The following is a 16,458-nucleotide window of genomic DNA, read 5'->3' as shown; positions in this document are numbered from 1 at the left end:
CACCGCTCCCGTCACACGATTTCCCCTACGACAAGGAACCCCACACTCATGACAATGACCCCCGAGCAGGCCGCCTGGTTCCAGGGCACCTTCCAGCGACTGGTCGAGAACATCGACAAGGCGGTGCAGGGCAAGAAGGAGATCGTCGGTCTCGTGATGGCGTCGATGCTCGCCGAGGGCCACGTGCTCCTCGAGGATGCGCCCGGAACCGGCAAGACGAGCCTCGCGAAGGCGCTCGCGGCGACCGTGCAGGGCACCAGCGCGCGCATCCAGTTCACGCCCGACCTGCTGCCCTCCGACGTCACGGGTGTGACGATCTATGACCAGCAGTCGCACCGGTTCGAGTTCCACAAGGGACCGATCTTCGCGTCGATCGTGCTGGCCGACGAGATCAACCGTGCCTCGCCGAAGACGCAGTCGGCGCTGCTCGAGGTCATGGAGGAGTCGCGGGTCACGGTCGACGGCGTCACGCACGAGGCCGGTCGCCCGTTCCTCGTCATCGCCACGCAGAACCCGATCGAGCAGGCGGGAACGTACAAGCTCCCCGAGGCCCAGCTCGACCGCTTCCTGATCAAGACGTCGATCGGGTACCCCGACCTCGCGGTCACGGAGAGCATCCTCGCCGGAGCATCCGACCGCAACCCGTCGGCCGGCCTCTCGGCGATCATCACCACGAGCGCCGTCGCCGACATGGCCGACCTCGCCGCGACCGTGCACGTCGAGCCGGCCGTGCTGCGCTATGTGGCCGAGCTGGCTGAGGCGACGCGTGAAGACGGCGCGATCCGCCTGGGCGTCTCGGTGCGTGGTGCCATCGCGATGATCCGCATCGCCAAGGTGTGGGCCGCTGCGCAGGGCCGCCACTTCGTGCTGCCCGACGACATCAAGGCCCTCGCGCGGCCGGTGTGGCAGCACCGTCTGCTGCTCGACGCCGAGGCGGAGTTCGCCGGCACGAGCAGCGACACCGTGATCGCCCGCGTGCTCGACGGCGTCGCGGCACCCCAGGCCCGAGCAGCGGCCTGATGACCGCGGAGGCTCTTCAGGCGGCGCCGCCGCAGACGGAACGCGACGCCGGATGGCGTGACATCGCGGCCGTCATCGGCGCGCGCCTGCTGACGCGCCTCCGGAAGATCACCGCGGCGATCCGCCCGCTGGCCTGGGTGCTGATGGCCATCGCCGTCGGCTTCTGGGTGATCGGGCAGATCGCCGGCTGGTCGGAGTTCACGATCGCCGCGGTCGTGATCGCGATCGCCGTGGGCGTGTGCGCGCTGTTCCTGATCGGCCGCACCGCTTACGACGTCTCGCTCGACCTCGCCCGCACCCGCGTGGTCGTGGGGGAGCGCGCGGTCGGCGCCCTCACCCTGGCCAACCGCGGCAGCCGGGCCATCCTGCCCTCGCGCGTCGTGCTCCCCGTCGGCTCCGGCCGCGGTGAGTTCGGCATCCAGCGGCTCGCACCGGGGGAGGAGGCGGAGGAGCTCTTCGCCATCCCCACCCAGCGCCGCGGCGTGGTCAAGGTCGGTCCCGTGAGCGTCGTCCGCGGCGACCCGCTCGGTCTCTTCGAGCGCGCACACCGCCGTGACGATCCGGTCGACCTGTTCGTGCACCCGCGCACCGTGCTGTTCGACGGCCAGTCGCTCGGCTACCTGCGCGACCTCGAGGGACTTCCGGCCGCCGACCTCTCCCGCGACGACGTCTCCTTCCACGCGCTCCTGGAGTACCAGCCCGGCGACGATCTGCGCCACGTGCACTGGAAGTCCACCGCCCGGACGGGCACGATGATGGTCCGTCAGTACGAGGAGACCCGTCGCTCGCACTTCGTGATCGGCCTGTCCCGCTCCCTCAACGAATACGCCACGGCCGACGACTTCGAGCTCGGCATCTCCGCCGCGGGCTCGATCGGCCTCCGTGCCCTCCGCGACTCGCAGCGCGTCGACGTGCGCGTGCAGGGCCGTGAGCTGCCCGCCGGCACGGGCAAGCAGCTGCTCGACTCCCTCGCCGCCGTCGAGAACAGCAAGGCGAAGGAGGGTGGCATCGCCGACCTCGCCGGCATCGTCTCGGCGACCATGCCGCTCGCCAGCGTGGTGGTGCTCGTGTGCGGCTCCCGTGTGCCCTCCGACGACCTCCGCCTCGCCTGCTCGCGCCTTCCCTTCGGCGCCAAGGTGCTCGCCGTCGTCACCGACACGACCGCGACCGCACCGACGCTGCGGCGCATCGGTGAGGCCGACGTCGTCACGGTCGGCGCCCTCGAACAGATTCCCCTCGCTCTGCAGAAGGTGCTCGCATGACCGCGCCCGCCACCGCGTCCGCCACCCTGGCCCCGCGCCGTTGGATCCTCGATCTCGGAGCGACGGCGCTCCTGGTCGTGACGTCGATGGTGGGGTTCTGGCCGACCTTCGCCGGGCCCTCCTTCCTCCCCGCCGTCATCGGCGGCATCCTGCTCGGCCTGGCGATCGCGGCCGTCGCGACGTGGCGTCGCTGGGGCATCCTGATCATCGCGGGACTCACCGTCGCCGCGTACTTCGTGTTCGGCGCCGCGCTCGCGCTGCCGCAGACCGCGATCCTCGGATTCATCCCCACCCTCGAGACGCTGCAGAAGCTGGCGTTGGGCACGGTCACCGCGTGGAAGCAGATGCTCACCACGGTCGCCCCGGTGGCAGCGGCCGACGGGCACCTGATCGTCCCGTTCCTGCTGGCGCTCGTGGTGACCACGCTGACCGCCTCGCTCGCACTGCGTCTGTCGCAGGTCGCGTGGGCGCTGCTGCCGGCCGGCGTGCTTCTCATGCTCGTGATCGCGCTGGGCACCCCGGAGCCGGCCTTCCCTCTCGTGCAGGGGCTCGTGTTCGCCGTGGTGAGCATGTCCTGGCTGGCGCTGCGTCAGCTCTGGGCGCCGCAGAACATGGCCGTCTCGGTGAGCGAGGTCGACCCGTCCCGCGCGGCGCACATGCGCACCCGGCGCCTGCTGGCCGGAGTCGCCGTGCTGGCCGTCGCGGGTGGGGCGGGCGTCGCCACGGCCGCGGTCGCGACCCCCGCACAACCGCGCCACGTGTTCCGCGACGTCATCATCCCGCCGTTCGACATCCGCGATTACCCGAGCCCGCTGCAGGCCTTCCGCAAGAACGTGCGCGATGAGGCCGAGGAGACGCTCTTCACCGTGCAGGGTCTGCCCAAGGGCGCCCGCATCCGCACGGCCGTGATGGACCAGTTCGACGGCATGGTCTACAACGTCACCGACGGCGGTCCGACATCGTCGAGCGCGTTCGCTCCGCTGCGGTCGAACATGGCGCCGGAGGCAGAGGGTGTGCCCGTCACGCTGAAGTTCGCGATCGACGAGTACCGCGGTGTCTGGATGCCAACGGCCGGAGAGCTGTCGGAGATCCGGTTCGACGGCGACCGCGCCGAGGACCTGCGCCGCGGCACCTTCGTCAACACGGTGACCGGAACGGCCGTGGCCACCCCGAAGCTGAACGCGGGCGACGAGTACGCGGTCGACGCGGTGATGCCGAGCGAGCCCGACGACGAGCAGCTGGCCGAGGTGGCGTTCGGCAAGGTGTCGATGCCGAAGCCCAGCAACGTGCCGGAAGAGCTGACCTCGCTGGCCGCCGAGACCGTGGCGGGTGCCGAGACGCCGATCGAGCAGGTGCGGGCGCTCGAGACCTTCCTCTCCGAGGGCGGCTTCTTCAGCCATGGCCTCGAGGGTGAGGTGCTGTCGCGCGCCGGCCACACCGCCGAGCGCATCTCGACGCTCGTCGGCGCCGACCAGATGATCGGCGACGATGAGCAGTACGCCGTGGCGATGGCGCTGCTGGCCGGACAGCTCGACATCCCCGCCCGCGTCGTCATGGGGTACTACCCCGACGACGAGCAGGCGGGAGAAGCGGTCTTCACCGCCACCGGCGACAACGTGCACGCGTGGGTCGAGGTCAACTTCGAGGGCGTCGGATGGATGACGTTCAACCCGACGCCGCCCGAGGACCAGGTCCCGAACGACCAGAACACCAAGCCCCGCGTCGACCCGAAGCCGCAGGTGCTGCAGCCGCCGCCCCCGCCGCAGGAGCCGGTCGACCTGCCGCCGACGCTGCCCGACGACCGCGAGTCGGAGGATGAGAGCCTGAACCTCGCCGGCATCATCGGCGCGATCCTGCTGATCGGCGGGATCTCGCTCGCGGTGATCGCCGTGCTCGCCTCGCCGTTCATCGTGATCGGCGCCTGGAAGGCCGCGAAGCGCCGTTCCCGTCGCGCCGCTGCCCGCACCTCCGACCGCATCAGCGGCGGCTGGGACGAGCTGACCGACCGCGCCGTCGACTACGGCGCGCGTCTGGCCCCCGGCGGCACCCGCATCGAAGAGGCCGCCGTCGTGGCGTCTTCCCTGACTGTCCCGCAGGTCACCGCGCTGGCCGAACGCGCCGACGCCGAGGTGTTCGGTCCCGCCGAGCCGAGCCCGCAGGACGTGGAGTCGTTCTGGCACGAGGTCGATGAGATCGTCGGCGGACTCGGCAAGGAGGCCGGCTTCTGGAAGCGCGTCAAGGCGCGACTGAGCGTGCGGTCTCTGGTCGGCGGCACCGCGGTCTCGAACGGCCTGCAGAATCTGAAGGAAGCGGCCGCCGCGCGCGTGCGCCGCGAACCTGGCACCATCAAGAACAGCACGACGACTTCGTCCTCCGAGAGTGAGACCCCATGACGCAGCCAGCGCTCGATCAGATCGCGCCGATCTCCCGTCGCGCGGTCGCCTACGTCATCGACGCCCTGATCGCCGGCGGACTCGGCCTCCTTCTCGGCGGTGGCCTGCTGCTCGCCTCGATGCTCTCGGGCGGACTCGAGGCCTCGATCACCGTGCTGCTCATCGGCGGCCCCGTCGTGAGCCTGGTGCTGCTCGCCTGGTTCATCGTGTACACCGTCATGCAGGCGGGAAAGGGCTCGATCGGGATGCGGGCGAAGGGGCTGCGCCTGGTCTCCGCCGCCGACGGAGAGCCCCTCGGGTTCGGACGCACGCTGCTCCGCAACATCATCTTCGGCCTCGCCGGAGCCATCGTCGTCGGATACTTCAGCCCGCTGTTCGACGGCTCGGGCCGCTTCCAGGGATGGCATGACAAGGTCGCGTCGTCGCTGATGCTCGATGCCACGGTGCCGGCACCGGTACCCGTCGTCGAGGAGGCACCGGTGCCCGAGGCACCGCCGCTCCTGCCGGCACCGTCGTTCGAGCGCCTTCCTCCGGCTCCGATGCCGGGATTCGCTCCGGCGGTGCATCCCGCACCGGCACCCGCGCAGGCCCCGGAGCCGACCCCGCCCGCTGCTCCGGCGCCGGTCGCCCGGAGCTACACGGCCCCGGTGCAGGACTCCGGCATGATCGCCTATGTCCCCGGTGTCACTCAGCCGCCATCACCCGCGAAGGTTCCTGCGCCGGCAGCCCCGGTCGCTCCGGCAGCTCCTGCCGTCGCGAGCGCTGCGCCCGCACCGGTCGCTGCTGCGCCCGCACCGCCGGCGCCCGTCGCCGCCCCTCCGATTCCCCCCGCACCCGCGGCACCGCCCGTGCCGCCCGCGCCGGTGACGCAGGCAGCACCGCCGGCACCGCCTGTCCTTCCGACCGCACCCGCCGCCGCAGCACCGACTGCCTCCGCACCCGTGACGGCCGACGACGACCTCGAAGAGACCCGCATCAGCATCCCGGGTCACCGGCTGGTGTTCACGTGGGACGACGGGACGCGCATCCCCGTCTCGCGTCGCACGGTGTTCGGGCGCAACCCCGCTCCGGAAGAGGGCGTCGTGGTCGTGCCCGTGCGTGACGAGACTCTCTCGCTGTCGAAGACGCATTTCGAGGCCGCGGCCGAGACCTCGGGCGGCTGGATCCTCGACCGTCACTCCACCAACGGGCTGACCCTCGTGCGCGAGGGCCAGCGCATCTCCTGCCCCGCAGGCCAGCGCGTGCCGATCAAGCTCGGCGACGTGATCGAGGTCGGCGACCGCGTCGTCATGGTCGGAGGATACGCATGACCCGTCCGCTCATCGTCGCCACGGGCGCCGCGACCCATTCGGGCCTGCGCCGCCCGCTCAACGAGGACTCGTACATGGCGAGCCCGCCGCTGTTCCTCGTCGCCGACGGCATGGGCGGGCACGAGGCGGGCGAGCGCGCGAGCGCGACCGTCATCGACGAGTTCGCGCGCTACATCGGCCGGGTCGACCTCGAGCTGGAGGATCTGCTCGAGGCGCTGGCCCGGGCCCGGTCGGCCGTCGAGGCCCTGTCCACCGACGGCAGCGGCCGGGCGGGCACCACGCTGAGCGGCGTCGTCGTCGCCTCGGTCGAGGGGATGGGCTACTGGCTCACCGTGAACATCGGCGACTCGCGCACCTACCGCCTCGCCGACGGCGAGCTCGAGCAGATCAGCGTCGACCACTCGGTCGTGCAGGAACTCATCGAATCGGGTGAGCTCACCGCCGCGGAGGCGGCCACGGATCGTCGCCGCAACATCATCACGCGGGCGATCGGCGCCAGCAGCACCGGCGACGCCGACTACTGGCTGTTCCCGGCGGAACTCGGCGATCGGATGCTCATCTGCTCCGACGGTCTGACCACCGAGGTCTCCGACGAGCGGATCACGCAGATCCTGGCCGCCGAGCCCGACCCGCAGCGGGCGGCCGACATTCTGGTCGACGAGGCCGTGCAGGCGGGCGGTCGCGACAACATCACCGTGGTCATCGTCGATGCCGTGTCGGTGGCGGCGCGCCGGGGGGCGCTGCTCCAAGCCGACGACGTCGACGCCGACACGCGTCCACGAGAAGCCGCAGCAGGAGGGGTTCGCTGATGCAGACGATCTACCGACCGGGACAGTGGTACCTGATCGTGATTCCGGGCGCCCTGGTGGCGCTGCCACCCGACGCGACGGGTGAGACGGTCGCCGCGCTGTGGGATCGGCTGCCGCGCGAGCGGAGCCTCGCCACGGTCATCGACGTGCTCACGACGCAGGCGGGCGGTTCGTTCGCCGACATGCCGCCGTTCGTCGCGGCCGTGCTGGAGGGCACCGACGCCAGGGTGGCCGTGCGCGGCTCGCTCGCCGTGCGGGTCACCGGCGCGGATGCCGAGGCGCAGACGTTCTCCGGCGCCGACGTCACCACGTGGAGCGAGCGCTTCGTTCCGGGGGTCTCGAAGGTGGAGATCACGGTCGACGAGGGCGGCTCCGGATCCGCGCTTCCCGTGCAGAGCGGCATCGTCCTCGCGGCAGCCGTGAGCGCCGACATCGAGCCGGCTGACGCCGAGGCGATCTCGGTCGCCGCGGGCCCCGCGCCCGTGCTCGATCCGGCGTCCGCACCGGCGTCCGTGCCCTCCGTCGTCCCTGCACCTCCGGCTCCGGTGGCCGGCACCTCGGTGCCGCTGCCGCCGCCTCCCGGGGTCGGGGCCGTGCCCGCGGTATCGGTGCCGACGCCCGACGCCGCATCCGATCTGCCCACTGTGCCCCCGAGCGCCGACGACGAGACACCGGATGCCGACTCCGATGCCGATTCCGAAGCCGCGGCAGAGGTCGCCGACGCCGACATGATCGAGTCGACGCTGGTGCCGGGGGAGTCGACGTTCGCTCCGCCCGTCGACGAGTTCGACCACCTCTGGGGCGCGACCGTGCACACGCCGATCGAGGCCGCCGCGGTCCGCCCGAGCGAGGAGCCGGAGACGCCCGCCGTCGACGCCGGCCCCGCGACCGGCGATCACGACGGGGCGACGATCTCGGCCGAAGAACTCCGCAGTCTGCGGCAGAGCGCCCCCGCGGCGCCCGAGGCTCCGACGGAGGTCATCCCGGTGGCCGCTGCGGCCCCGGCATCCACGGGGCGCATCCGGGTGTCGTCGGGACAGGTCGTGGCCCTCGACCGGACGGTCATCATCGGACGCCGACCGCGCTCCACCCGCGCGAGCGGGGCGAACCTGCCGCATCTGATCGCGGTGGACAGCCCGCAGCAGGACATCTCGCGCAGTCACCTCGAGATCCGTCCGGAGGGTGACACGGTCGTGGTCATCGATCTGCACACCACGAACGGCTCGACGCTGCTGCGTCCCGGCGCCGACCCCATGCGCCTGCACCCCGGTGAGCAGACTCTCGTCCTGTCCGGGGATGTGGTGGACCTCGGCGACGGGGTGACCGTCGCGTTCGAGGACCTGCCGTGAACCGACGCCCCTCGCCGCCGCCCGCGCTGCCCGGGTTCACCTATGTGGAGCCGCTGGGCACGGGTGGCTTCGCCGACGTGTTCCTGTACGAGCAGGAGATGCCGCGACGTCGCGTCGCGGTGAAGGTGCTGCTCGCCGACCGCATCTCCAGCGGTGCGGCGCAGGAGTTCGCCGACGAGGCGAACGTCATGGCGATGCTGTCGACGCATCCGGCGATCGTCACGATCTACCAGGCGGGCGTCGCCGGCGACGGCCGTCCGTACCTGGTGATGGAGTACTGCCCGCGGCCGAACCTGCAGATCCGCTCCCGCAAGGAGCCGTTCTCGGTGGCCGAGGCGCTGCGGGTCGGCATCCAGGTGGCCGGAGCGGTCGAGACCGCCCACCGTGCCGGGGTGCTGCACCGCGACATCAAGCCGGCGAACATCCTCGTCACCGAGTACAACCGTCCGGCGCTGACCGACTTCGGGATCGCGTCGACGACCGGTGCGACGGGCGAGTCCTCCGGGATGTCGATCCCGTGGTCGCCGCCGGAGTCGTTCGCCGAGCCGCCGCAGAGCGGTCCTCGTACCGACGTCTGGGCGCTCGGTGCCACGCTGTACACGCTGCTGGCCGGGCGCTCCCCGTTCGAGCGGCCGGGTGAGCGCAACTCCAGCGCCGACCTGATCGAGCGCATCGAACGCGCCGCCCTGCCGAATCTGGCCCGCCCCGATTCGCCCGACAGCCTGCAGCGCCTGCTCGACCGCGCGATGGCGAAGAACCCCGACGACCGCTTCCCGAGCGCCGTCGCCTTCGCCCGCGCGCTGCAGAAGGTGCAGATCGAGCTCTCGCACTCGGTGACGCCGATCGACATCGTCGACGATCACCCGCCGGCGGAGGATCTGGAAGATGACGGCGACGGTCTCACCCGTGTACGGGAGATCGTCAGCATCGATCCGGGGATGCAGAGCGCGACGCGCCCGTCGGCGATGACGCAGCCGAAGGGGCCGTCGGTCGTGGTGCCCGACGCTCCGCGCTTCGAGATGCCGCCGCGTCCCGAGCCGGCCGTCGAGCAGACGCAGCGTCGCCGGGAGGCGGAGCGAACCGCGCCGGGTGCGACTCCGCCGCCGACCGCCCCTGTGATGCCCGATCGTGATGACCGCACCATCGTGCGGCCGCCGCAGGTCGTGCAGCCGCAGGCGCCGGTCACGGCGCCCCGGATCGAGCCGGCGCCCGCCGCCGCACCCGCCCCGGTCGCCGAGGCGGCCGACCACCCGCAGCGCAGCCGCAGGGGACTGTGGATCACTCTGGCCGCCGTGGCAGCCGTCGTCGTGGTCGTCGGCGGGATCTTCGGCCTGAACGCCCTGGTCGCGAACCTCGGCACCGAGCCCCAGCCCGAGGCCACCGCACAGGAGGTCGACCCGCAGGACCCGGTGTCCGACGCCGTGCCCAAGGTCACCGAGCTCACCGGCACGCGGCAGGGCGACCAGGTGACCTTCACGTGGACGAACCCCGATCCGGTCGAGGACGACAGCTTCATCTGGTCCGAGACGGGTGGTGCGGCAGACGGCGCCGTCCGGCAGGCGCCCGACGAGACGGTCACGTTCACCCCCGCGTCGACGGGCGAGGTGTGCATCGAGGTGATGCTGCGTCGCGGCGACGGACGCGCCTCCGAACCCGCCACGGGGTGCGTCGGATGACCGCGCCCGCGGCAGTCACCGTCGAGTTCGCGGGGGAGTACTTCCCGATCGAACCGGGGAGCCGCTTCATCGTCGGGCGTGAGGGAGACCTCGAACTCGACGATAACCTCTTCCTGCACCGCCACTTCCTCGAGATCAGCGACGGCGAGGGGCTCTGGTGGCTCGCGAACGTCGGTACGCGTCTCACCGCGACCGTGACCGATTCGGCGGGCGGCGTGCAGGCGTGGCTCGCCCCCGGCGCGCGGCTGCCCCTGGTGTTCGAGACCACGACGATCGTGTTCAGCGCCGGTCCCACCACGTACGAGCTGGTGCTGCATGCCGCCGAGCCGACGTTCCGCGCCACCAAGCGCGAGCACGACGACGGCGGCGCCTCGACCATCGGCGACGTGCCGCTGACGCTGAGTCAGAAGCTGCTGATCCTCGCACTGGCCGAGCCGCAGCTGCGCCGCGACGGCACCGGCATGAGCGAGATCCCGTCGTCGGCCAAGGCTGCGGAACGGCTCGGCTGGACGGTCACCCGCTTCAACCGCAAGCTCGACAACGTATGCGACAAGTTCGACCGCATCGGCGTGCCGGGCATGCGCGGTGGTCAGCGCAGCTTCGCGACCAACCGGCGCGCGCGCCTGGTCGAGCACGTCATCGCCTCACGGCTGGTGAGCAAAGACGACCTCCCGCTGCTGGATGCCCCGCAGCCGAGTGAGACAGAGGGAGAGAACGAGTGAAGGTACGGCTGACCCTGCTCCGCCAGGGCGCGGCATCCAGCGACATCGAGGTCACCGCCGAGAACACGGCGACGATCGGCGAGATCGCCGCGATGATCGTCCGGGCGGATCCGCTCGGATCCTTCGTCACCGCCGACCCGACCGCGGTGACACTCGAGGCGTACAGCTCGGTGGTCGCCGGTTCCGGTGACCTGCTCGCGCCGGAGTCGACCTTCGCGCACGTCGGTCTCGCTCACGGAGCGACCGTCCGTGTGGTCCCCGCCACGTACCAGCAGCGCCCGGTGATCGGTCGCATGGAGGTCGGCACGGGGCCGGGAGCGCGGTCGATCGCCCTCACCCGCGGCACGATCGTGCTCGGTCGCGACGACTCCTGCGATGTCGTGATCGACGACCCGCTGGTGTCCAAGCGGCACGCGCGGCTCGAGATCGGCGATCGCGTCGAGATGATCGACCTGAACTCCGCCAACGGCATCCTGATCGATGGGGCCTCTGTCGTGCGTCTGGTCGCCGCCGAGGGCGAGCTCGCCGTCGTGATCGGCGACACCCCGATCACGGTCAAGGTCGAGGCCGATGCCGCAGCGCCCTCGCCGGCCGTCGCCTCGATCCGCCAGGTCGAGTTCGTGCGATCGCCGCGCGTCGAGGAACGGTACCTGGGCGAAGAACTCGACGGCACGGATCTGCCGGTCCCCGCGCGCAAGCAGCCGTTCCCGATGCTCGCACTGGTCGCGCCGGTGCTCATGGGTGGTGCGATGTTCGCCTTCACCCAGAGCCCCATGTCGCTGATGTTCGTGGCCCTGTCGCCGCTGCTCATGATCGGCACCTGGGTCACGACGAGGAACCAGAACAAGCAGGAGCTCGAAGAGGACAAGAAGCGGTTCGAGGAGCAGCTGGAGCGTCTGGACGCCAGACTGCAGAGCGAGCGCGAACGCGAGATCGACGTGCGTCGCCGCGAGGTTCCGCTGCTGCGCGAGGTCAGCGACGCCGCGCTCGCGGCCGGACCCACCATCTGGACGCGTCGTGCCGAGCACTGGTCGTTCCTGCACGTGCGGCTCGGCATCGGCGACACCGGCTCCCGCAGCTCCGTGAAGGATTCCAACGGCCGGGACCGTGCCATCCCCGAGTACGTGGAGAAGCTCGACGCGGTGATCGATGCCACCCGGATCGTGCCGCAGGTGCCGATCCTCGAAGACCTCAAAGACGTCGGCGCGCTCGGCATCGCCGGCCTCGGCGGCCGTTCCACGGGCTACGCCAGAGCGCTGCTCGCGCAGATCGCCGGCCTGCACGCTCCCGGCGACGTCGGCGTCGTCGGTCTGTGGGGTCCGCGCTGGGGTGCGCAGCTCGCCGACGCGAAGTGGCTGCCGCACGCCTGGTCGGCACAGGCCGTTCTCGGCGTGCAGCCGATCGGCGACGGCCCATCGTCGGCCGGGCAGATCGTCGCCCGTCTCGAAGAGCTCATCGACAACCGCTCCAGCCGTGGCGGCGAAGCCGTGGAGCTCGGTGCGCTGCAGGCCGAGAAGGCCGCGACGAACAGCGGCTCGAAGGTCGGCGAGGACTCCTCGCGCAACCGCAACGACTCGGTGCCGAAGCCGGCGATCGTCGTGCTCATCGCCCCGGATGCGCCCATCGACCGCGGACGCCTCATCCAGCTCTCCGAGCGCGCCGCCATGCGCGGGATCTTCCCGGTGTGGCTCACGGAGGACGCGGCTGCCCTCCCGGCATCCTGCCGCACGTTCGTGGAGCTCGGTCAGACCGACAGTGCGCACTTCGTGCGACTCGGCGAGACGGTCGAGAACCTCTCCGTCGACGAGCTCACACGCGAGCAGTTCGCCGTCTTCGCCCGCGCCCTGGCCCGCCTGACCGACGCCGGCGAGGTCGCCCTCGACCGCAGCGACGTGCCGCGGACCATCTCGATGCTGCACCTGCTGGGGCGCGACATGGCCACTCAGCCCGAGAGCGTCGTCGACCGCTGGACCCAGAACGACTCGCTCCATTCCCGGCGCAAGTCGGGGTCGGCGCGGCGCTACCAGCCGAAGCTGCGCGCCCTGGTCGGCGCCGGCGCGGAGGGCGCGCTGCAGCTCGATCTGCGTCAGCAGGGACCGCACGCCCTCGTGGGTGGCACGACGGGATCCGGCAAGAGCGAGTTCCTGCAGGCGTGGGTGCTCGGCATGGCGACCGAGTACAGCCCGGAGCGCCTGACGTTCCTGTTCGTCGACTACAAGGGCGGCTCGGCGTTCGCCGACTGCACGAGCCTGCCGCACTGCGTCGGTATCGTGACCGACCTGAACGAGCACCTCGTGCGCCGCGTGCTGGTGAGCCTCCGGGCCGAACTGCACTACCGCGAGCACCTGTTCAACCGCAAGAAGGCCAAGGACATCCTCGAGCTCGAGCGCGCCGGAGACCCGCAGGCTCCGCCCGCGCTGGTGCTCGTGATCGACGAGTTCGCTGCCCTCGCCAAGGAGGTGCCGGAGTTCGTCGACGGCGTCATCGACATCGCCCAGCGCGGCCGTTCGCTGGGCATCCACCTGATCATGGCCACGCAGCGTCCGGCCGGTGTCATCAAGGACAACCTGCGGGCGAACACGAACCTCCGTGTCGCCCTGCGCATGGCCGACGAGACCGACAGCAACGACGTCATCGGCACGAAGGACGCCTCGCTGTTCGATCCGGGCACACCGGGTCGAGGTATCGCGAAGACCGGCCCGGGGCGCATGACCCTGTTCCAGTCCGCCTACGCCGGTGGCTGGAGCCTCGGCGAGAGCGACGGCGTCGATGTGGCGATCGCCTCGTTCGGCACCACCGACCAGGGACCGTGGGAGCTGCCCATCGACGAGAACGCGGTCGTGGTCGATGAGGACCTCGGTCCGAACGATCAGCAGCGCCTCGTCAGCACGATGGTGCTCGCCGCCCAAGCAGCCCAGGTCGAGAAGCCGCGTCGGCCGTGGCTCGACGAGCTGGCACCGACGTTCGACCAGCTCAAGCTGCCGCAGCGTACGGACGCGGCTCTGCTGCTCGGCGTGGTCGACCAGCCGGAGCGCCAGGAGCAGGTGCCGTTCCATTTCCTGCCCGACACCGAGGGTCACATGGTGATCTACGGCACCAGCGGCGCGGGCAAGAGCGCCGCGCTGCGCACCCTCGCGGTGTCGGCCGGCATCACCCCGCGCGGCGGCCCCGTGCACGTCTACGGGCTCGACTTCGGCTCCGGCGCGCTGCGGATGCTGGAGCCGCTGCCGCACGTGGGCTCGGTCATCTCGGGCGACGACGCCGAGCGCGTGGCCCGGCTGTTCGCGACCCTGCGCAGCGAGCTCGACCGTCGGGGCGACGCCTACTCCGCGGTGGGCGCGGCGACCCTGACCGAGTACCGCGCGCTGTCCGGCAAGTCCGACGAGCCGCGCATCGTGGTGCTCATCGACGGCTTCGCGGCGTTCCGCAACGACTACGAGGCCGTGATCGGCCGCTCCGACACCTACAACGCCCTGCAGGAGGTGCTCTCCGACGGACGAGCGGTCGGCATCCACGTGGTGCTGTCGGCCGACCGGTTCCAGAGCATCCCCAGCGCGCTGAACGCGATGATCCAGCGCCGCGTGGTGTTGCGCATGTCCGACACCGACGCGTACAACATCCTCAACGTCCCCAAGGACGTGCTGAACCCGGAGTCGGTACCCGGACGCGCGATCGTCGGCGAGAACGAGGCGCAGATAGCGATCGTCGGGGGCACGCGCAGCATGAAGGAGCAGTCCCTCGCGATCGAGCGGATGGCGGCGTCCATGTCGCGCCGTGGCGTTCCGGATGCTCCGCCGGTGCGGGCGCTCCCGCTGAGCTACCGCATCGACGAGGTCCCCGCTCTTCTCGGCGACCAGCTCGTCGTCGGACTCTCCGACGCCGACCTCGGTCCGTTCGGGATCGAGCCGACCGGCACGTTCGTGATCGCCGGCCCTCCCGCGAGTGGGAAGAGCAACGCGCTCGCCGCGATCACCCAGCAGATGCTGCGGGCGCGGCCGGGCACACCGACGCTGTACCTCGGGTCATCGCGCTCGCCGGTGAAGAACGCGGTGGCGTGGACGGCTTCGGCGGCCGACGGCATCAGCGGCACGGCGGCGGTCGCCGAGATCGTCGAGAAGGCCGAAGCGGGTCTCAAGCCGGTCGTGGCCGTCGAGGGCGTGGCGGAGTTCGCGTCGTCGCTGCTGGAGATGCCGCTGTCCGACCTGGTCAAGAGGGCCGGCCGCGGCGAGCTGCTGCTGCTGTTCACGGGCGACACGAGCGAGTGGACGAGCAACTTCGGTCTGCTCGGCGAGATCAAGCAGTCGCGCCGCGGGGTGGTGCTCCAGCCCGAGACGATCGACGGCGAACTCGTGCTCAAGGCGCCGCTGCCGCGGATCGGTCGGGGCGAGTTCCCGGTGGGGCGTGCGGTGCTCGCGCAGCGCGGAAAGGTGGTGCGTGTGCAGTTCCCGCTCGTCATCCCCGAGACCGTCTGAGCGCACATCCGAGACCGATGGGGACTTCTCCCCATTTGCAGACCAGGACCGCTTCGTTAGTCTCGAAGCACAAGAACTCTCCGGCACCCGCCGGGGCGACCGGAAGGTAACACCATGACGAACCTCAAAGTCAGCTACGCCGACATGAAGGATGCTGCTGGCCGTCTCCGCACGGGCCAGCAGGACATCGAAACGCAGCTGAAGAACCTCCGCGCATACGTCTCGCAGCTCGTCTCGGGCGGCTTCGTGACCACGTCCGCCTCTGGTGCGTTCGACGCGTCGTACGCACAGTTCAACCAGGGCGCGACCGCGACCATCGCCGGCATCGAAGGCATGGCTCGCTTCCTCGACGTCGCAGCCCAGTCGCTGCAGTCGACCGACGAGCAGCTGGCCGCGCAGATCCGCCAGTAATCGCCGCACACCACACGAGGGGATGCCGACCTCGGCATCCCCTCGTGTGCGCCTGAACGACCTTCATCCATCTCCGGGGGGAACGATGAGCGACCTCACGCTCGAGAGCAGTCTGCTGGACGCGTCGCGTTCATCGATCAGCGCCGCCATCCAGACGTTCGCGAACGCCGACCGGTTCGGTGACGACGTCGCCGGGCTCACCGGCCACGGCGGCCTCTCCGGCAAGGTGCAGGACTTCGCCGGCAACTGGGATCGCAAGCGCGGCCAGCTGCAGAAGAGCCTGGAAGGCATCCGCGACACCCTGCAGGCGATCGCCGACACCTTCGGCGACCTCGACCGCAACATGGCCAAGAGCGTCACCGACGGGATGAAGCACGTCGAGCGGCCGCAGGGTGGCCAGGCTGAGACGCCTCCCACCGTCGGCGGTGGTCCGGACGGCGCCACGGGGCCGACTCCCGGACCTGCTCCCGGCCCCTCGCCGGCTCCTGCACCGGCCCCCGGTCCTGCACCTGACCCGATTCCTGCGCCGTTGCCGTCTCTTCCCGAGCCCGGTATCGGTGGCGGTCCTGCGCCGGTGCTGCCGTCGCTTCCGGATCCGATTCCTGCGCCGTTGCCGTCTCTTCCCGAGCCGGGTATCGGTGGCGGTCCTGCGCCGGTGCTGCCGTCGCTTCCGGATCCGATTCCTGCGCCGTTGCCGTCTCTTCCCGAGCCGGGTATCGGTGGCGGTCCTGCGCCGGTGCTCCCGTCGCTTCCGGATCCGATTCCTGCGCCGTTGCCGTCTCTTCCCGAGCCCGGTATCGGTGGCGGTCCTGCGCCGGTGCTCCCGTCGCTTCCCGACTTCATCGCCGACCCGCCGCGGGTCAACCTGCCGTCGCTGCCGGGTGGGATTGCCGGCCCCGACTTCCCCGACCTGATCGCGGATCCCCCGCGGGTGGATGTGCCCTCGCTTCCCGGCGCGCCGATCGCGCCCACGCCGGGCATCGGTCTCCCGACGATCGAGGCGCTGCCCATGCCCTTCCCGGTCGCCGATCCCC

General features: G+C 71.0%; 11 protein-coding genes. All 11 read left to right on the top strand.

Features of this window, described 5'->3' with window-relative positions; genetic code table 11:
• The first annotated feature begins 48 nt into the window (after positions 1–48).
• The gene (locus tag BQ2383_RS08180) at positions 49–1,020 is read left to right on the top strand and encodes an AAA family ATPase (RefSeq protein WP_091032360.1); all 972 of its coding nucleotides are present in this window, start codon (positions 49–51) and stop codon (positions 1,018–1,020) included.
• The gene (locus BQ2383_RS08175; RefSeq protein WP_091032358.1) at positions 1,020–2,282 is read left to right on the top strand and encodes a DUF58 domain-containing protein; all 1,263 of its coding nucleotides are present in this window, start codon (positions 1,020–1,022) and stop codon (positions 2,280–2,282) included. The genes BQ2383_RS08180 and BQ2383_RS08175 overlap by 1 nt, the downstream gene beginning before the upstream one ends.
• The gene (locus tag BQ2383_RS08170) at positions 2,279–4,675 is read left to right on the top strand and encodes a transglutaminase-like domain-containing protein (protein WP_091032356.1); all 2,397 of its coding nucleotides are present in this window, start codon (positions 2,279–2,281) and stop codon (positions 4,673–4,675) included. Before BQ2383_RS08175 ends, BQ2383_RS08170 begins: the two co-directional genes overlap by 4 nt.
• The gene (locus BQ2383_RS19595; protein ID WP_091032353.1) at positions 4,672–5,985 is read left to right on the top strand and encodes an RDD family protein; all 1,314 of its coding nucleotides are present in this window, start codon (positions 4,672–4,674) and stop codon (positions 5,983–5,985) included. Before BQ2383_RS08170 ends, BQ2383_RS19595 begins: the two co-directional genes overlap by 4 nt.
• Entirely contained in the window at positions 5,982–6,794 is an 813-nt protein-coding gene (locus tag BQ2383_RS08160; RefSeq protein ID WP_029261272.1) for a PP2C family protein-serine/threonine phosphatase, read from the top strand. The genes BQ2383_RS19595 and BQ2383_RS08160 overlap by 4 nt, the downstream gene beginning before the upstream one ends.
• Complete coding sequence (locus BQ2383_RS08155; protein WP_091032350.1) at positions 6,794–8,143, top strand: FHA domain-containing protein; 1,350 nt, start codon at positions 6,794–6,796, stop codon at positions 8,141–8,143. Before BQ2383_RS08160 ends, BQ2383_RS08155 begins: the two co-directional genes overlap by 1 nt.
• The gene (locus BQ2383_RS08150) at positions 8,140–9,819 is read left to right on the top strand and encodes a serine/threonine-protein kinase (RefSeq protein ID WP_091032348.1); all 1,680 of its coding nucleotides are present in this window, start codon (positions 8,140–8,142) and stop codon (positions 9,817–9,819) included. Before BQ2383_RS08155 ends, BQ2383_RS08150 begins: the two co-directional genes overlap by 4 nt.
• Entirely contained in the window at positions 9,816–10,541 is a 726-nt protein-coding gene (locus BQ2383_RS08145; protein ID WP_167381566.1) for a hypothetical protein, read from the top strand. Before BQ2383_RS08150 ends, BQ2383_RS08145 begins: the two co-directional genes overlap by 4 nt.
• Positions 10,538–15,013, top strand: a complete 4,476-nt coding sequence (locus BQ2383_RS08140; protein WP_091032343.1) for an FtsK/SpoIIIE domain-containing protein — start codon at positions 10,538–10,540, stop codon at positions 15,011–15,013. Before BQ2383_RS08145 ends, BQ2383_RS08140 begins: the two co-directional genes overlap by 4 nt.
• 114 nt (positions 15,014–15,127) lie before the next feature.
• A complete protein-coding gene (locus tag BQ2383_RS08135) occupies positions 15,128–15,424 on the top strand; it encodes a WXG100 family type VII secretion target (protein WP_017204355.1) in 297 nt (98 codons plus the stop codon).
• Positions 15,425–15,509: 85 nt separating this feature from the next.
• Positions 15,510–16,458, top strand: a 949-nt coding sequence (locus BQ2383_RS08130) for a hypothetical protein (RefSeq protein WP_208617639.1), incomplete at its 3' end; no start/stop codon positions are given.

Origin of the sequence: Microbacterium oxydans (assembly GCF_900095745.1) — a bacterium.
Classification (GTDB): Bacteria; Actinomycetota; Actinomycetes; order Actinomycetales; family Microbacteriaceae; genus Microbacterium; species Microbacterium oxydans_B.
This window is presented reverse-complemented; position numbering and strand designations above follow the sequence as displayed.